General features: G+C 35.5%; 22 protein-coding genes. 18 read left to right on the top strand and 4 right to left on the bottom strand.

Annotation, left to right across the window (positions count from 1 at the left end):
• The first annotated feature begins 973 nt into the window (after positions 1–973).
• Together TY11_RS15840 and TY11_RS15835 are read left to right on the top strand one after the other, a co-directional pair.
• Positions 974–1,489 (top strand): DinB family protein, encoded by a 516-nt coding sequence (locus TY11_RS15840; RefSeq protein ID WP_042148380.1) that lies wholly within the window; start codon positions 974–976, stop codon positions 1,487–1,489.
• 117 nt (positions 1,490–1,606) lie between these two features.
• Positions 1,607–2,557 (top strand): LCP family glycopolymer transferase, encoded by a 951-nt coding sequence (locus TY11_RS15835; protein ID WP_042148376.1) that lies wholly within the window; start codon positions 1,607–1,609, stop codon positions 2,555–2,557.
• Positions 2,558–2,749: 192 nt separating this feature from the next.
• Here TY11_RS15835 and TY11_RS15830 read toward each other — a convergent pair whose 3' ends face one another.
• Complete coding sequence (locus TY11_RS15830; protein WP_052345861.1) at positions 2,750–3,223, bottom strand: YusW family protein; 474 nt, start codon at positions 3,221–3,223, stop codon at positions 2,750–2,752.
• A 131-nt stretch (positions 3,224–3,354) separates the two neighbouring features.
• Here TY11_RS15830 and TY11_RS15825 point away from each other — a divergent pair, with 131 nt between their 5' ends.
• Entirely contained in the window at positions 3,355–4,371 is a 1,017-nt protein-coding gene (locus TY11_RS15825; protein WP_231495854.1) for a metallophosphoesterase, read from the top strand.
• A 21-nt stretch (positions 4,372–4,392) separates the two neighbouring features.
• On the opposite strand, the gene TY11_RS15820 is transcribed toward TY11_RS15825, so the two are convergent.
• Entirely contained in the window at positions 4,393–4,908 is a 516-nt protein-coding gene (locus TY11_RS15820; protein ID WP_042148373.1) for a YbaK/EbsC family protein, read from the bottom strand.
• A gap of 278 nt (positions 4,909–5,186) precedes the next feature.
• On the opposite strand from TY11_RS15820, the gene TY11_RS15815 reads away from it, so the two are divergent.
• The 3 genes from TY11_RS15815 (at position 5,187) to TY11_RS15805 (ending at position 8,541) form a co-directional block, all read left to right on the top strand.
• A complete protein-coding gene (locus tag TY11_RS15815) occupies positions 5,187–5,585 on the top strand; it encodes a hypothetical protein (protein ID WP_231495853.1) in 399 nt (132 codons plus the stop codon).
• 352 nt (positions 5,586–5,937) lie between these two features.
• Positions 5,938–7,065, top strand: a complete 1,128-nt coding sequence (locus tag TY11_RS15810) for a DUF4145 domain-containing protein (protein ID WP_042148371.1) — start codon at positions 5,938–5,940, stop codon at positions 7,063–7,065.
• A gap of 189 nt (positions 7,066–7,254) precedes the next feature.
• Positions 7,255–8,541, top strand: coding sequence for a M20 family metallo-hydrolase (locus tag TY11_RS15805; RefSeq protein WP_042148368.1), 1,287 nt, complete (start codon positions 7,255–7,257; stop codon positions 8,539–8,541).
• A 249-nt stretch (positions 8,542–8,790) separates the two neighbouring features.
• Here the strand turns inward: TY11_RS15805 and TY11_RS15800 are convergent, their stop codons facing one another.
• Complete coding sequence (locus TY11_RS15800; RefSeq protein ID WP_042148365.1) at positions 8,791–9,390, bottom strand: TetR/AcrR family transcriptional regulator; 600 nt, start codon at positions 9,388–9,390, stop codon at positions 8,791–8,793.
• Positions 9,391–9,586: 196 nt separating this feature from the next.
• On the opposite strand from TY11_RS15800, the gene TY11_RS15795 reads away from it, so the two are divergent.
• Positions 9,587–10,324 (top strand): SDR family NAD(P)-dependent oxidoreductase, encoded by a 738-nt coding sequence (locus TY11_RS15795; protein WP_042148362.1) that lies wholly within the window; start codon positions 9,587–9,589, stop codon positions 10,322–10,324.
• 377 nt (positions 10,325–10,701) lie between these two features.
• Complete coding sequence (locus TY11_RS15790; protein ID WP_052345860.1) at positions 10,702–11,100, top strand: DUF4304 domain-containing protein; 399 nt, start codon at positions 10,702–10,704, stop codon at positions 11,098–11,100.
• Between the two features lie 114 nt (positions 11,101–11,214).
• On the opposite strand, the gene TY11_RS15785 is transcribed toward TY11_RS15790, so the two are convergent.
• Positions 11,215–11,709 carry an SRPBCC family protein gene (locus tag TY11_RS15785; RefSeq protein ID WP_081755952.1) on the bottom strand — a complete coding sequence of 165 codons (495 nt, stop codon included), beginning with the start codon at positions 11,707–11,709 and terminating at the stop codon, positions 11,215–11,217.
• A 187-nt stretch (positions 11,710–11,896) separates the two neighbouring features.
• Between TY11_RS15785 and TY11_RS15780 the strand changes: the two genes are divergently transcribed.
• The 10 genes from TY11_RS15780 (at position 11,897) to TY11_RS15740 (ending at position 18,185) form a co-directional block, all read left to right on the top strand.
• Positions 11,897–12,943, top strand: a complete 1,047-nt coding sequence (locus TY11_RS15780) for a DUF1835 domain-containing protein (RefSeq protein ID WP_042148359.1) — start codon at positions 11,897–11,899, stop codon at positions 12,941–12,943.
• A gap of 186 nt (positions 12,944–13,129) precedes the next feature.
• Positions 13,130–13,696, top strand: coding sequence for a 2-phosphoglycerate kinase (locus TY11_RS15775; RefSeq protein WP_042148356.1), 567 nt, complete (start codon positions 13,130–13,132; stop codon positions 13,694–13,696).
• Positions 13,697–13,810: 114 nt separating this feature from the next.
• Positions 13,811–14,506, top strand: coding sequence for an HAD family hydrolase (locus TY11_RS15770; RefSeq protein ID WP_042148352.1), 696 nt, complete (start codon positions 13,811–13,813; stop codon positions 14,504–14,506).
• Positions 14,487–14,639 carry a hypothetical protein gene (locus TY11_RS20905; protein WP_231495852.1) on the top strand — a complete coding sequence of 51 codons (153 nt, stop codon included), beginning with the start codon at positions 14,487–14,489 and terminating at the stop codon, positions 14,637–14,639. Before TY11_RS15770 ends, TY11_RS20905 begins: the two co-directional genes overlap by 20 nt.
• A complete protein-coding gene (locus tag TY11_RS15765) occupies positions 14,599–14,919 on the top strand; it encodes a VOC family protein (RefSeq protein WP_231495850.1) in 321 nt (106 codons plus the stop codon). The genes TY11_RS20905 and TY11_RS15765 overlap by 41 nt, the downstream gene beginning before the upstream one ends.
• A gap of 171 nt (positions 14,920–15,090) precedes the next feature.
• Positions 15,091–15,945, top strand: coding sequence for a DUF7587 domain-containing protein (locus TY11_RS15760; RefSeq protein WP_042148349.1), 855 nt, complete (start codon positions 15,091–15,093; stop codon positions 15,943–15,945).
• Positions 15,946–15,959: 14 nt separating this feature from the next.
• Positions 15,960–16,580, top strand: coding sequence for a hypothetical protein (locus TY11_RS15755; RefSeq protein ID WP_042148346.1), 621 nt, complete (start codon positions 15,960–15,962; stop codon positions 16,578–16,580).
• 279 nt (positions 16,581–16,859) lie between these two features.
• Entirely contained in the window at positions 16,860–17,336 is a 477-nt protein-coding gene (locus TY11_RS15750; RefSeq protein WP_042148343.1) for a DUF2975 domain-containing protein, read from the top strand.
• 10 nt (positions 17,337–17,346) lie between these two features.
• Positions 17,347–17,571, top strand: a complete 225-nt coding sequence (locus tag TY11_RS15745) for a helix-turn-helix domain-containing protein (protein ID WP_042148340.1) — start codon at positions 17,347–17,349, stop codon at positions 17,569–17,571.
• 41 nt (positions 17,572–17,612) lie between these two features.
• Positions 17,613–18,185: a hypothetical protein gene (locus tag TY11_RS15740; RefSeq protein WP_042148336.1), complete on the top strand. Its 573-nt coding sequence runs from the start codon at positions 17,613–17,615 to the stop codon at positions 18,183–18,185.
• The last annotated feature ends 5 nt before the right edge of the window (positions 18,186–18,190 follow it).

Below are 18,190 nucleotides of genomic sequence, written 5' to 3'. Positions count from 1 at the left end.
GTTTACTCATAAATAGGCTGCTTATATCCTGGAAGCCCCAATTATAGCTTGGGGTAATGCTGGGAGAAAAATGGGACGGTCCTTTTTGAATAAAAGAACCGTCCCCCATACTTCCTACTAATCCACTTATTGTTGAACTATACTTGCATATTATTAATTGACGTCCACTAATCTAGGGACAGCTAAAATACTAAACCAATTCAGGTGTTAAATTAGTAGTTAAAAATAAGCATTGTGAGTTTAGAGTACAAATCATTGAACCCTACCATCCTAGATTCCATCATTAATAAACATTTATTGAAAATAAAGTGTATGTAATAGTGAATTCCCCTAGTTCTTACGTTAACCCGAGCAGTGTTTATGCATTTACAAACTAGCTTACTGGTAAGGAATACATTTGAAAGTGGTATGTAAATAGTTATGTCAGAGATAGTTATTCAGTTTAATAGGCTTTTAAGTCCTATCAAATGTAACTCTACCAATAGCAAACTTTAAAATAGTAATTGAAATGGACTATCAAATTTATGTAAATTGATTGCCCATTTTTATATACAAAAAATGTTATTAGATTAGCTTGGCTAAGAGAATGTGAGGGGCTATGAAAAAGAAAAGATAACTAGTCTGGACAATTGTATGATTGACCTGATTTTTTCCGTGGATGGCTCCCACTATATTTCAACTTATAAGCATATTCTCACCACTAATGGAATATTTGTTCATGTAGGAGGTTCCACTAGCCAGTTATACGAAACAATGCTTTTTGGGCCATTGGTTTGTATAACGGGGTAGAAAAAGTTTCATCCATTCAGTGCAATAGGTAAAAGTTGTTGAATGAGTTAATCAAAGCGGGGAAAGTGAATCAATTATTGATATAAGGTATCCATTACGAGAAGTTCCTGATTTTTTCATGTATTTTGAAGAAGGGCTTTCTCAAGGAAAGGTTGTTATTTTGATACCATAGAGGGGGATTATGATGGGAAGTATTATTACGTATAACTTTCAGGAAACACGTGAAGAGCTGTTCAATCTGGTCGAGGGATTAAATAATGGAGAACTTAATGCAAAGGACAGTGAAGATCATTGGAGTATTGGCCAGATATGCCATCATTTAGCTTTAGTAGAATTAGCAACCGTGAAGGCGGTGAAGTGGGGCTTAAAAGAAGAAAAAGATACGAAGACAGATCCAAAGGATATCAGCTACATGCTAAATCGTTCAAAGAAATTTTCGGCCCCCAAAGTTGTAGAACCTGGTGGAGGACCTTTTGAGGTTCAGGAAATAGTAGAGATATTAACTAACGCCAGAAAACAGTTATTAGAAACTATTAATAGTCTAGAAGATTCAGCAGTATTAAAGGAAAAATCAGTAGTGCACCCTGCCTTTGGTTTACTCCCTTTACATCAATGGGTGGAGGCAGTCCCATTGCATGAACAACGGCATGTTGAACAGATTAAAGAAATCCTTGTGCCCAACAATTTAACTACACCTTGAGTGCTGGGATTAGACCCTAGCACTCTTTTGTATTAAAAATGGAAGAAATTATAGCATGATAGTGCTATAATATAAAATAGTTGTTTTGAATTTTCAAACATTGGGTGGGTAGTTAATATGTCTAAATCACAGCAATTGGAAATAAAACCAAAACGTATTTGGTCTAAAATAATTCTAGGAGTGGTACTTCTAATAATCTTCTTTGTAGGTGGTTATGTGCTTAGTATATACAATGGCGTAAAGGAAACGATTAATGCGCAAATGTATCAACCACTACCATCCATTAATCAAATTCAATCAGAGAAGAAAATCGTTAAGAAGGAGCCAGTCAATTTCCTGCTTTTGGGAATAAACAAGCAATATGGGGGGAAAGGGACAGCAGAAACACTCCTCGTCATATCCTTGAATCCTAAGACAGGATCCATGAATCTAATCACTATTCCAAGGGATACGCGTGCTGTGATGGTCGGAAAAGAGACAGAGGACAAAATAAATAAAATAAATAACGCCTATTCTTATGGTGGAGCTGATATGGCAATTGAATCCGTTGAAAATTTACTAGATTTAGAACTAGATTATTATGTTCAGCTGAACCTTGCTGGGGTAACAGAACTAATCGACGGACTTGGTGGAATCACGATAAATAATGAACTAGACATTGAAATAGAAGAGGCAAACATTAAATTAACACCTGGAGAGCTTCACTTAAGTGGTACACAAGCATACCGGTATGTTGAAATGCTCGCTAGTTACCAGGGAGATGAAATAGATTTTACAGCCATTCAGGATGAAATCTTTGGGGCCATCATTCAAAAAGGAACAACTTCGATTACGATTAATAAACTAGAAACTTTCGCGGATTTTCTAGGAGATAATGTAACAACCAATCTCGATTTTAATAATATCGAATATCTGTTACAAAATTATACAGGAGTACAGAATAATGTAACACAGTATGTGCTGGATGGGAGTAAAGAGACAATCGACGATGTGATTTATTTAATTGTTCCGGATGAGGAAATAGAGAAGGTACAACAAATGATTAAGGAAGATGACCTGGAGATATAAATTGGTTGTTAGAAAAATAAAAATGAAGGTACCAGACCTGGTGGAGTGGTACCTTTTATTATGGCTTGGGCCTATTCTTCATTTTGGACTCGGATTTGTTATGAAATGAAGAATGGGAAGGCTCTAGTCACCATTTCATCTCGACTTTACTAGCAAAATCATGAATTACAACCTGAAATACCCGAAGTTAACCTATTGGTTATACTCCTTCTCAGTTCCATCCGTAAACTTTACCTCTAGTTCCAATTTCGTAAATTCGTTATTTAGGTCAAATGCTGATAATACTTCCGATATTACAGTTTCATTTTCTGTATTTTGGTCAAATGTTAATTCTTCAAATATCGGTCTTAGCTTATCGAATGCTTCATCACCGCTTAAACGCTCATCGTTAACGGTATCTTTAAACTCAGCCTCCATACCATCGTTTTCATTTTCATAATCCACATCAATTTCTTTATTGTCCTCGTAATCAATATCTAAATCAAAACTAGTGAAATTAAACAATGGCTCGTCTTGTCCGTCCTGATTATCGCCCGAGGTATCGTCATTATTCTCAACAGGTGCATTGTTAGGAGGATCTGTTACATTATCCTCATCATTATTACATCCTTGAAGGACTAGTACGATTGCCATTAAATATAGTAAGAACAAAATTTTTTTCATCATCATTTTCCTCCTTTTTAGGATTAGTTTCTCCAAAAAGTTACAACTTCATAATAAATCATTAAAGATAAAAGCTACTCTCACTACTAATTGTGAAGAAAGGCTCATACCTTCTTAACATAGGAGTCATTCTATTGGATTATCTATTTTTAAAGGCACTAGATGTTATCGCTATGTATGAAACCTCTGCTATAATGATTGAAAAATACCAAGATAATATGATGAATTCTTTGTATACGTTACAAATTTATGGTGATGTTGGTCGAAGATTCTATAGGATGGGATGGAATTTCATGCGTCATATATTAGGAAAGAAGAAAAAGAAGGCATTAACCTCCAAGTACTTTCTTTGGGGATCTGGTGTTTTGCTTCTCAGTTCACTGGTGAAAGCCTATGTCGATACGAATATTTTCAAAATCAATTCTGTTCCATTTCGGACGAGAAAGATTCCTTCAGATGCTAAAATCTCTATTTTACAATTAACAGATGTACATAATAAGGTGTTTGGTCATCATAATAAGAAATTGGTTGCAGCGGTGAAAGAGTCAAATGCTGACATTGTTGTCTTAACTGGGGATTTAATCAATAGAGGAACAGAGGATTTTACCAATATGTTTTCGTTCGTTACGGAGATCGTAAACGTGAACCAAAATGTTTTCTATGTTACGGGTAACCATGAAATGGGAAATGAAAATGTAGAGGTATTTTTAATGGGGCTACATGAACGTGGGGTCACACTTCTAAGAAACCATAACACCCAGATTACAATAGGTAATTCGATTATTAACATCGTGGGAATCGATAATGAATCAACTAATCATGAAGATCTTGGCCAGGCTTTTGATGGAGTAAATAAAGATAGGTTTACAATATTACTATCCCATTCTCCTAGTGTCGTGGAAAATTATGCTTCAATTCCAGCTGACTTGATTCTGAGTGGTCATACACATGGTGGGCAAGTAAGATTCCCGCTTATTGGTGCCATTGTAGGCCCAGATAATAGTTATTTTCCTGTGTTGGATAAAGGGGTATTCGAATTTGAGCAGGAGCAGTATTTGTATATTGATAGTGGGCTTGGAACTACTGGGTATCCGGTTCGGTTTTTGAATCAGAGTCAGATTAGTTTGATCGAGGTAAGTGGGAAGGGTTAGAGAAAAACCTTCCCCTTAGTATCAAGCTTGATCACTTGAAACAGTTTCAGCCTCAGACGGGGGTACTTCCCATCCTCTGCAAACATCTACCCATTCCTTTGCAACTGAATAGTTAAATAACTCATCACAGGTCAATTCGATTGCTGAATGGGTGCTCCCACAGGCTGGAAAAACTTTATCAAAACGTTCCATTGAGACATCCAGATAGACATCCAAACTATTTGCCAAACCGAATGGACAAACGCCACCAATGGGATGCCCTGTTTGTTCAAGTACCTCATCTGGTGACAGCATACGTGCCTTGAAGTTAAATGTTTGACGGAATTTTTTATTATCAACTTTTGCATCACCAGCAGCAACAACCAAGATAGCTTTGTCTCCTTCTCCTCTAAACGATAGGGTCTTTGCAATTTGGGCTGGTTTTACCCCAATTGTATCTGCAGCCTCTTGAACCGTGGCACTAGAGGTATCAAACTCCATAATATCGTGCTCGCGATTCCACTGTTTAAAATGGGCTTTAACACTTTCTAATGACATAATATCTCATCCTTTCCAATTAATATTTAAAAGGAATCATAGCATGTTTTTATAGGATAAAACAAACAATAAGTTTAGAGAATGTTTTAAATTTAGTAAATTTATTACGTAATTTCAAAGTGGATTCTCGTACGTAAAAACAAAAGAATAGTCCCATCGAAAAGGGTCAGACCTCGACTAGTGGGGACTGACCCTTTTACAAAGATTTCCTCAAATCGCCCAAACATAGCCCAAGCTAGACGAATACCCTAATGGTGAATAGAAAGGAGAGGGTTCTAATGTTTCAACATAATCCAATGAATCAACAAATACAAGGAGACTTTCAGGATTTGGAACGCGATATAAAAGGGCAATGTAAACAGTATATGAACTTCCATGTAATCGCACAAATGAATGATGGGTCACAGTTTGATGGTATTATCGAAGGGATGGACGAAAATGGCGTAACCATGTTAATTCCTGAAGATATTGATCCGCAACAAATGGGGGAAATTAGAGATACTAGACAATTTGGATTTGACTATGGCTACGATGACTATGATGATTATGGCCGGCCACGTAGAAGAAGATTTCGTAGGTACCGTCGACAACAATTCCCATTTGGTCTGCTTACTAGACTATTCCTTTACCCGTACTACACACCATACCCTTATTACCCATTCTATCCTGGGTATTAATTTAATAGGGATACTAAATGGGAAATTAACAATGTATGAATAAATAAAGCACTACTATAACGAAAAGCCGAAATCCATAAGTGGTCTCGGCTTTTCGTTATGGCATTATATCATCTATCATTCTATTAAAAGATGCTTTAGTGCTACCTAGCTAGTACTCTTATTATATAACTTATCTCTCGTCATTTGTTCATCTGATAACTTACCAGTTTTTTCTTCCGAAATATAGAGAAGACAACCCTGTCGCTACCTTCTACTGCACTTAACCAGTTAAAACCAAAAATAGTAATATGCTTTTTCCAATTATTCTAGTAAAATAGAACTTTGTTTATTTCGTTTAATAGGAGAGATTATGTTGACTAGACAAACCTATTTTTATAAATTTTTAGAACCAGTATCAAAAGAATTAGCAACTATTGCACGCGAGTTAGAACATAGTATTTTTACAAGTCCACGTACCATGCTTACACATGCCCGAACATTCATGGAGGCAATTATCGATAAAGTATTAGTTACCGAGCATATTTCTTTCCAAATATATACTTCTTTAATAGAAAAGCTAGATAATCTAGATGAACAGGGAATCATCACATCAGAAGTAAGAGATGCCCTTCATGTAGTTCGAAAAAACGGAAATCTAGCTGCACATGATGTGCGTCCATTTCGATATTCGGAAGCATTACTGTCATGGGAAGCATTACATACAATTGTTTCCTGGTATGTAGAGGTTTATGGACCACTGGAGATGAAGACCCCGGACTATCATGATCCAGAGCCAAGTATTCAAGAATCGTATGATATGGCTGAGTTGCAAATACGCTTTGAAAATATGGAAAAATTATTTAAAAACTCCTTTCAGAAATTCTTAATGCAAACTCCTGAAGAAGCGGAAGTTGCTGCTACGATTCAGGAAGTAGAGAATTTTTCAGAAGAGGAAAATGTAACTCCTGGAATGACAACGATTAGAACCATTTATTACGGAACAGATTCGATTAATGTTCCGCATTTTTTAAGGGATGCTTTCTTATTACCACAGCGATTTGAAAAATCAGAGTTATTTTTGATTCGCCTTGGCGGTGAACAACAAGCACGTATCATGAGTGAATTGCCGGAGAATATAGAGGGACTGCATACGTATGTGAAGCGATATAACGAAACAAATGATAAGAATCTATTTGAAGAACTAAAGATTTTTATAAAAGAAGAGAAAAAGCGCCGTGAAATTAAGCTAATAAGACCTGGAGAACTATTTCTCTTCTACAAAGAGGATTACATTATCGTTACCGAAAAATTATCGCAAGTTTCACTGGATAAGAATGAATTTGATGGTATACCAAGCCTATTAAGACAATTGAATGAATTTGGAATTGAATATGTGGGACAGCTACCACAGGAACTAGTAACATTAGCAAAATATCGTAATGTAGGAATTGGTACCGTGGAGAAGTTGTTTGAGCAGTTAAAGGCGAAGGTTAAGTAATATGCATGGGGCAAGATTTCTTGCCCCAGATTAACCCTTGAATGAACTCTTATGGAAAAAGAATAATAGATAGTATAGGTTGATGTATACTCTTGCTCGGACTCTCCAATTGTTCTACGTCTATGATAGAATGTAGTAATGGTTGACAACATTCAGAAAGCAACATTTGCCGAGAAAGGGGATAGGATCATGGTACTTTACGATAAACTACTAGCCGGCTACAATACACAGTTAGACCATTCTGGTATAAATGGAAAAAGATTAGCATCTAGACTACATGAACTTTCCAAAATTGGAGCCGGGGAAAATGGTGGAGTTACTCGAATTGGTTATTCACCTGAGGAGAAGCATGCAAAAGAAATAGTTAGTAAATGGATGACGGAAGCAGGTCTTGAAGTAACTACAGATGGTGCAGGGAATGTATTTGGACGATTAAAGGGGAAAAGTGAAGGTCCAATTGTCATGTCTGGCTCCCACTTGGACACTGTTCCGAGTGGTGGCAATTTTGATGGGGTTTTAGGTGTTCTTGCAGCATTGGAAGTTGCAGAGGCATGGAAGGAGACGGGATATATTCCGCCAGTATCCTATGAGGTCGCTATCTTTTCAGACGAAGAGGGGTCGCGGTTCAATGCTGGAATTACAGGCAGTGATGCGTTTATGGGAAATTTATCGAATGAAGTTCTAGATACATATATTGATGCGGAGGGAAAATCCTTCGATGAAGTAATTCATGAATATGGAAGTAGCCGAGAGGAATTTCTCCAACCTGCAAGTGTGGAAAAGGATATGCAATTCTTTGCAGAGGTTCATATCGAACAGGGAGAGGTGCTCGAAAAATTTGACCGTCCGGTTGGTATTGTGAACGGCATTGCAGGTCCTGCATGGCTTGAAGTGACATTTGAAGGAAAAGCCGGGCATGCTGGAAACACACCAATGGGTAGTCGTAAAGATCCTGTAATTGCAGCGGGGATATTTGTTAGTGAAATCGAATCTTTACCGAGCAAGGTTAGCGAAACAGCTGTAGCAACAGTAGGAAAACTAAACGTTCATCCTAATGGTGTTAATGTAATCGCCCAGAAGGTAGAGCTTATCGTTGATATTCGAGATATTAATGAAAGAACTCGTGATCAACTTGTAGAACTAATTTGTCAAAAGGCAGAAAGTGTTGCAGAGCAAAGAGGACTACAAGCAAAGTGGAATCTCAATACAAAGATAAAGCCTTTACCAATAAAACGGGACTTACAGGAAAGGTTAGCCGATGTTGTAAATAAACTTGGTATTACCCCAACTTTTATTCCAAGTGGAGCCGGGCATGATGCTATGATATTAGGTGAACGAATACCTGCAGCCATGATATTTGCTAGAAGTAAAGAAGGAATTAGTCATAATCCTAAAGAATGGACTTCACTAGACGACTGTGTCATGGCCGTACATGTGTTGAAGCAGTTATTAGAAAAGGTAATGGAAGAAAAATAGTACGAAAAGCGGTAGCTGTCACTCCCGAAATTAGAAATGATAAGCTGGCTTTAATACTCTAGTAAACGGTATATAGTGAAGCTTAGATTACTAGAATTATAGGGGAAGAATTAAGCAACAGTAACCTTCCCCTTCATTTTTTCGCTGGAACTAAGTAGTACATCCCCGAAATGGTATCTCCTTTCCAAATCCAATGACAATTATTAAAAAAGATGGGACGAACTTTCATTAGATAATTTACCCATAGCACTACATATCCCCAACATACCGAACCACTGCCATATGAGTCCGGGCCAACTTAATCACCTCATCAATAAATTCCTCCTGAGTTGCGGCAAAACCGGTAGCAATCCAATGAGACAAAAGACCGTAAAAGCCATAAGCGGTGTATCGTGTGAAGAAATCCATGTCCACTGGTATGTTATTAATGGTTTTAAATTGAAACTTTTCCTGATAGATTTTCAAGATAGTTTGCGGAAATTTCGTATGCAATTCTGGAATCGTATCTTGATAGGTTATCAACTCAAAAAAGTTACGATTTTCATAAATATAAGAAACGAACTCAAAGGATCTGGCATTTAGCTTTACGGTGTTTACTTTTCTAATCCTTTCAAATGGTTTAGCAACAGCTTCTTCTAACCCCTTAAGCATGGAGTCTAGTAAATCCTTTGCTAGATAAAATTTATCCTGGTAATGGATATAGAAGGTACTTCGATTGTATTGGGAATGGTTTACTATGTCTTTAACGGTAACAGCTTGGAAACCTTTCTCTTTAATCAAATCAATGAGAGCTAGTTGTAAATGTTCTTTTGTACGATTTCTTCGCGGAGTTGTAACACTTTCCACCATCTAGGTCCCTCCAATTATAAACTTTTTGTGAAACTAAAATTGTATGTGATAGACAGACATGTATGATGTGTCTATTAAGTAGACATTCCTGTTTTTTTAATGATTGGATTACCCCAAAATTGGTACTACAATATGGATGTAAATCTTTTCAAGAATAATAGGCTATCCTATATATTATAACAGGGGGAATAGACAAATGGGTAAATTACAAGATAAAGTAGCAGTCATCACTGGTGGAGTATCTGGTATTGGTGCTGCAACAGCGCGTTTATTTGCTGCCGAAGGGGCAAAATTAGTCTTAGTAGATTTTAATGAAGAAAAAGGTGCGGCATTTGAAGCAGAAATAAAAGCAGAAGGTACAGAAGCTGTATTCGTAAAAGCGGATGTTACGAGTGAAGAAGATGTTAAAAATATTTATGAAACAACATTATCTACATTTGGTAAAGTAGATATTCTATTCAATAATGCAGGTATTGGTAACGTAAAACCAACAGAAGAATTAACCTATGTAGAGTGGAGAAAAACAGTAGAAGCTGACTTAGATGGCGTATTCTTAGTTGCTCAAGGTGCGATCAAAGAATTCTTGAAAGCTGATGGTGGTGTCATCGTCAATACAGCATCCATGTATGGATGGGTTGGAGCGCCTGGTAGTGCAGCATACAATGCAGCAAAAGCTGGTGTAATTAACTTAACTCGTTCTCTTGGACTAGAATATGCAGAACGTAATATTCGTGTAAACGCACTTTGCCCAGGATTTATCGAAACACCAATCCTAGGGGAAACTGATCGAGAATTCCTTACAAACGCGACACCAATGAAGCGTCTAGGTAAACCAGAAGAAATGGCAAAAGCCGTATTATACATGGCTAGCGATGATTCTAGCTTCATGACTGGTAACTCTCTAATTGTTGATGGTGGCTACACAGCTCAATAATAGTTATATATAGAAGGAATCCATTTTGAACATGTAAAGAAAACGGGTCCCGCTACCTTTTGCAAACAATAAAAGACCAATTTAAAATGACTATCAAATTGTATGGTAATTTGATAGTCATTTTTTTATTGATAAAGGCATTAATGCAATAATCAACTAAATTTGTATGATAAAAAGTACCCCAAAATGTAAATTAATTTGTGCTATATCTATGAAAGTGAAACAACAATAATTATTTGTATGTTTATTTATATGAGTTTAAAGAGGATTTGGTAAAATGAACATAGAGTATGTGAAGGAAATGGAAAAGTAAAGGGACAGGTTAGTTCAGTAATGGTGAGTATTAGAAATGAAGAATTATAAGAAGAGGTGGTAAGGTGTCATACGAAAGAGACAAAATGATCTCAGAATTAAAGAAGATCGTAGTTTCAGAATTAAGGGATCGGGGGTTTAGAGGATCTTTTCCTCATTTCCGCAGAATCTGTAAGGACAAAATAGATTTAATTACATTCCAATTTGATAGGTATGGTGGAGGATTTGTTATTGAAATAGGGGTATGTTCACCAGAAGGGTTTATTCATTCTTGGGGGGAGAAAGTACCACCTAATAAAGTGACTGCACATGACTTAAGTAATAGGTTTAGGTTGAAAGATAATGATGGTCAATGGTTTAGGTACGACGTCGAAGGTGAATCTGAAAATATATATGAGGATATTGCAAAAGAGGTATTGAGCCATCTATACGAGGCTGAAGAATATTGGGAAAATAATAGGTAATTGAAATTGTGATTGTACTAAGAGACAGGTTAATTAAATTTACCCAAGTAAGCGCAGAAATATGAAAACCATCTATTAAAATTGAGACAAATAGATGGTTTCGTGCAGTCTATTTTAATCTATAGGTTGGCAACATAAATTGCCTTCACCTTTTTCAAGAGCCGACTTTAAGCTACTTAGAACTCCTGACCAAGCCATCTGATGCCATTCAAATGCTTCTTTCCATTGATCATCTTCTTTAAATCCTGTATGTTCAACAATAACTTTTGAAGTTTTTGGATCAACTGATTCAAAACTAACATTTACAGTAGTTAATTCATTATCACTATTCATTATAGATTCAAATTGATCTGGGCCTTTCCAAGTGAATCGTAATTCTTTTTCAGCTACAAGTTTAGTAATCTTGCAACCTTTGGTATTCATTCCAGTTTTATTTCCAGGTATAAAATAAAGTTCATAAGCCCCACCTTCTATAGCTTCTACGACTGATTCAGGTGCGAACCATTCTGAAACTCGTTCAGAGATTGTCCAAGCGTACCAAACTAATTGTAACGGGGCATTAATGGTAACCTCATTCATAATGGTTCTATTATTTATTGTGGTTGTCAAAACAGATCCTCCTTTTGGAAACATTTTCATTTGTAGAATACCATTATTCATAAGTTAAATAAAGAATTTTCTGATTCGCATAAAAAGAAGATATAGAAGGAGGTGCTATCTATAGAAGCAGCTCCTTTTGTGTTTAATAAGATGTACTAAATTTTTGTGGTAATATAACCTAAAAGGGGGTAATAAATTGATTGATGAATTAAAAAGAATCCTTAAGAATTCTCCTGATGACGAGGTGAGGTCACTTTTATTTCAATTTCTTTTGCGAATCAATATGCATAATGAAACAGAGCAATATACTGATGTGCAATTTGTGGCTGACTTGAAAAAAACATATAGTGATTTTCTAAATTATAAAAGAAACCAAACTGATATAAAAAATAATAAAAACTATAAGGTTGTACATATTCTCTTTGGTGATTCAGCATCTGGAAGTTTAAAAACAGCATTAAAAGATATGGAATTACAAGCCGAAGAAAAGGTTATTTCATTCTCAGATTTGTTTTCAATTGGTCCAGTTTGGCAATTGCATGAAAAGGTGGGGCTTAATCAAAGGTATGAGTGGATAAAGAATCATCTAATTTATGATGATAGTTATATAGATGAATACCAACATAATTTCCATAATACTACTTCACTGATTAACGCTATTCCTAATAATACACCGATTATTATTTGGGCTGGGGAAAACTCTCACGAACAGACTGCCTTAAGATATGTTCTATATTTATTAAAAGATCAACATAACGATATTTTCTTAATGAATACAACTCAACAATTTAAAAGTCAATTCGAAATACCAGATTCTGATTTTTACCCGTTACACACTGGAGAAATTGTAATTGAAAAAATTAGGTTAATTTATGAGAAAAGTAGAAAGGTTTCCCCGGTAAGTCCTAAGCAACGTAAAAAGTTGGAGGAGGATTGGATAGAGTTATCTTCCACACAAGAGGTTCTAAGAGTATGGGAAAATAAAACAATAAAGAGTGTAGATGCAACGTATTATGATGACTATATAATCAATAAAGCTAAAAAGCTACATAAAGAGCGAAAGAATAATGGATTTATGAAATCAGCACGTCTTATTGGTGAGGTTATTGGATATTTAGACCAATACATCGGTGATGTGTATGTGGAGTACAGAGTAAGACATTTAATCATGAATGGGGTTTTTGAAATAGAAGGTGTTCCAAAAGCAATGAGGTTTTATAGTGTGAAACTAAAAAAACAATAACACTGTATTGTTAACTGGTGCAATCGTTACAAGGGGATCAAATTTGGTCGCCTTTTTCTTATTATAAAAATCTAATATTACTTTTGGAATATTATGTTAGTATTTAAATAGAAGTTATTATGTTAACGGAGCAGATAGAGAAATAAGTACCGGTTAAATACCAAATAAATTGAAAGGGAGTACTATATGGTTATTTTAATTAGTGCTGTAGGTAGTACTGGAAAAACCTTGATGGCACAAAATTTACTAGAAAAATATAAAATTCCTTATCTATCTATTGATCATTTAAAAATGGGCTTGTATAGGGGGGATAAGAATTGTGGGTTTACACCACTAGATAGTACTGAAGTGATTGGAGATAAACTGTGGCCTATAGTAAAAGGGATTATCATGACGAATATCGAGAATAATCAACATATCATTATGGAAGGATGCTATATATTGCCATACTATATGAGAGACTTTAACAGCAAGTACTCCAAAAAAATTATTCCGGTTTTCTTAGGTTTTTCAACAAATTATATTCAAGAAAACTTCACATCAAAAATAGTAAACTATAGAAATGCAATAGAAAGCCGTAATTGGCCAGAAGAAAGAACGATAGCGGAACTAATCCAGGAACATGAAGAATTTAAAAGCAAATGTTTAGAAGCAGGTGTTACGTATTTTGAAATCGAAAACGACTATGACAAAGATATAGTAAAAGTATATAACTATATAGAGGCACAAAAGCAAAAAATGGATGCTATATAAAGCAGAGATCTACTTATTAAAGATTACATGCTAACAGGTGCTTTAACACAACAACGAGATAGCTAATACAGCGGTCTTTTTAACTAATGGATCATCTTCAGGGAGTGATAGAATATGATAAAAGCTGTTGTATTTGACTTAGATGGAACTTTATTAAACAGAGATGCGTCAGTAAAGGTTTTTATTGAAAGGCAATATCAGCGACTAAATAAATGGTTAAATCATATTCCAAAGGATAATTACATAACAAGATTTATTGAACTAGATAATAGGGGTTATGTTTGGAAGGATGAAGTGTATCAACAGTTAGTTGATGAATTTGACATTACAGGTTTGACGTGGGATGAATTACTTCAAGACTATATCAATCAATTTAAAGATAATTGTGTTCCTTTTTCTAACCTTATTAGTACATTGGAGGAATTAAGGAATAGAAATATAATTCTTGGAATGATTACTAATGGAAAAGGGCAGTTTCAAATGGATAATATTAAAGCATTAGGTATTGAAAAATACTTTAAAGCAATTCTTATATCTGAGTGGGAAGGAACAAAAAAACCTGAACCTCAAATATTCCAAATTGCCTTAGATAAACTTAGCGTTTTACCGTCTGAAAGTATATTTGTTGGAGACCATCCGGAAAATGATGTAAAGGCTGCTCAGAGTGTAGGCATGAAAGGTATATGGAAAAGAGATTATCAAAGGGAGAACGTTAAAGCAGATTTTATAGTGAAAGATTTGGAGGAAGTACCTTTAATTGTAGATAAATTGTTAAGTAGGAGGATAAAAGATGGTTCTTCAAAGGGTTAGTTTAATAACTATAGGATGTTTTGATTTACCACTTGTTCGCAAATTCTATCATGACTTAGAGTGGGAAGAAACAGACCATGGTTATGAGGATTATGCCGTGTATAAAACAGTTGGAGTATTATTATCACTCTAACCAATTGAAAAATTTAGCAAATGATACCGGATTAGAAATTATTACATCAAAAAATGTATTTAAAGGTGTTACTTTTTCAATTAATGTGGACGAACCGGTGCAAGTTGATTTAACCATTAAACAGGTTAAAAACATAGGTGGGACTATATTTAGTGAACCAGATGATGCATTTTGGGGTGGGCGTACTGCTTCTTTTGCAGACCCAGAAAATAATGTATGGGAGGTCGCTTTTAATCCTGATTCAACATTTGATGAAAGAGGGGCCATGCTTACAATATGAAAAAATGAAGTATAAAAATGATTCCAAATACCCTTCCTCATGTACTATAAATGGATAATAATTTAGTATATTGACCCTACAGTAAATTTTTGTTTATAAAATCTGAAGAAACAAACTACATATTTTACGTCCTTAAAATTTTTAGATTTATTGATACAGGAGGGGAGTTAATTGAAAGGGTTAAAATATCCATTTCTACTAAGTATATTAATAGCATTTTTTCTGATTCCATTTTTTCAGCCACATCAGGCATTTGGAGAATCGAACTATACGGATATAGCTTCTACAGACTTGGTGGTCGAGGATGCTGACGAGGGATTTTTAGAAGATATCACAAATTGGTTCGATGGCTTGTGGGAGAACATTGATGATGCGATAGATGGGGTCAAAGAAGCCTTTGGCGATTTATTTGAGTTTATAGGCGACCTAATTGGATCTATTGATGAATCGATAGCAGTATTTACTGGGGATGCGAGTGAAGAGGAAGGAATAAGCAATCTCAATGATACATTCGATAAGGCTGAAGAATATTTAGAGGATATAAAGGATATTCCTCTTGAACCCAAGGAAAATATCGTATACCGCGTAATACGAGAGGATGAAGACCCAGAAAAGGGCATTTTTGCAAAAGCACCCGAAAGAGAAGAAATCACGATAGCGGGTCATGTCAACAATGGAAGTCGGCCGGATTTTAAAGGCTCAAAATATATTTCAACAACAAAGAGCTTTCAGGTAGCGTACGAAAATGCAACGAAGAATATTAATGATGGAAATAGCTCTCAGGATCTCAGAATTGTACAAATTGATTTGAATAAGGTGACGAATAAGTATTATGATTTAACAGATCCGGAAACTCAGGACAAATACCTAGTAAGTAAAGCAGGAAAACCTTGGCAGAGGGTAAGGAATTATGCGAACAAATCCCAGGAATTGTTGATTGAGTATTCCATTCCAAAAGAAGCCATCACCCTTCTTGGTAGACCTTCAGAATTTTTGGGTGAAATTGGTCCTGGAGAATCGAAATAGGAGTGTTTGACGGAATGAACGAGTCGTTATTGATGGAGGCATTTATCGAGTCAGAAATAAATATGCTTACGGAACTTCGTATGGGCAATGGCCTAGACCACGATGAATATGAGAAATGTATCCAAGCCCTCAGTGAGCTAAGTACATGGTGGGAAAAGGAAGACTCTATACCAGAGGAAGCAGTTCTTACCATAATAGAAATCTATGCTGAACTCTATCTGTTTTCCGATAATTACATGGATGAGGAAAAGGATCGGATAAAAGAAGCGGCAGAACAATTTAAGACAGTGAGAGAGCAGTTCCTTGCGAGTGAGGGTATACAAGAGCACGATCAGGAGAGTTTAATTCGAAATTTAGTTAAAGCGATTGATGAAAATAATGGTTTTTTCGTTCAGTTGGAACAAGGAAAAGGGATGGATAAAGAACAGTTTGAAAAAATATTCCTGGAATTAGAGCGTGTTACCAATGAAATAAGCTCCTGGGAGAGGATTCCGAAGTCGATTATAACCTTACTTATTTCCTTCTATGAAATGATTTTACATTTTAAAAAGTATAAGTATGAGCTTAACATGCCAGTTGAAGCAGACAAAATCTATGATGCTTATGAAAGAGTATTCGCACAAATAGCTGGTTGAAAAAGAATAGGACCAATTAATTAAGAAGGAATTCATTTTGAACATTAGTTCAGAGTGGGTTCTTTTTTGATGGGAACAACTTTCATTCCGTACTGAAGTGTTTTAGCCAACATGGTAACTTAAATTAAATCATAAAGACAAACCAAGTATTAAATGCAAAATGTTCTTGGATAAAATTCGCAATATAATTTCAGTGAAAGTTAATAAAAATTTATTGCAAAACGATAAATCACCTGTTAAAATAAATTTCGTAAACTAGTCATGTGTGAGGTGTTTTATATGAAACGAGGTTCAACCCTCTTTTTAAAATTAGCTCTTATTATCGTAAGTATTCCAGTTCTTGTATTGTGCGTTGTTGGGGGGAATTGGTTAGTGAATCATCCAGTAAATCCAGATTTTGCTCATATCCTATATCCAATTATTATCGGTATGTATGTTTCCGTAATACCGTTTTATATGGCATTTTATCAGGCGTTTAAACTATTGAACTATATAGACAGAAATCAAGCTTTCTCTCAAATTTCTGTTGCTGCTTTAACCAAAATAAAGTATAGTGCTATTATATTCAGTATTGTGTACGTTGTAATTATTCCATTTGTTTATATCGTAGCAGAACTTGACGATGCCCCAGGTCTTATCATAATCGGAGCGATACCTATATTTGCTTCCTTGGTGATTGCAGTCTTTGCTGCTGTTCTCCAAAAGCTATTACAAGAAGCAATCAACATCAAGTCAGAAAACGATTTAACGGTCTGAGGTGAAAACAATGGCAATTATTATCAATATCGATGTAATGTTAGCAAAACGGAAAATGAGCGTAACGGAACTTTCTGAGAGAGTCGGAATCACGATGGCGAATCTATCTATCTTGAAAAATGGCAAAGCTAAAGCAATCCGGTTATCGACTTTAGAAGGAATTTGCAAAGCGTTAGATTGTCAGCCTGGGGATCTTTTAGAATATAGAAGTGACGAAGACATCCAGAGTAAATAATTTTAATCCTATACTATACTAAAGAATCTGAGGTGGGGACAATGGTTGGAGAAAAGAAGATTTATATTCTTTTAACAGATACAGGAACTGCATTTACAAGATTGATAAAGTCCTATACGAAGAAACCCTATAATCATGCCTCCATCTCGTTTGATGCTGATTTAAAGGAAGTCTATAGTTTTGGTAGAAAAACACCGAAAAATCCCTTTATTGGTGGGTTTGTTAGAGAGGATATGCAATCTGCCTTATTTAGACAAGCCGATTGTGCTATTTATTCGTTAACAGTAACAGAAGAAGATCTGCAAATGATGAATCGATTTATACAACTAATTGCTGCCAATAAGGATTATTATCGTTATAATTTGATCGGGTTATTAGGTGTCATGGTAAAAAAGCCGATTAAGAGAAAAAATGCCTTCTTCTGTTCTCAATTTGTCGCATCTGTTTTGAAGGAAAGTAATGCGATAAATTTTGATAAAGATGTTTGTTTGGTTCAACCAAATGATTTACTTGGTTCAGCAGACTTTGAATTGGTCTATGAAGGTAGATTGAGAGATTATCAACATGGGGATATGGATGAAAGGGTTCGTGCTTCTTATCCTGTAGTTTTGTAATAGGT

The sequence above is a fragment of the Paucisalibacillus algeriensis genome (genome assembly GCF_000577245.1).
GTDB lineage: Bacteria > Bacillota > Bacilli > Bacillales > Amphibacillaceae > Ornithinibacillus.
Note: the sequence above shows the minus strand (reverse complement) of the source record. Positions and strands in the feature narration are given on the sequence as shown.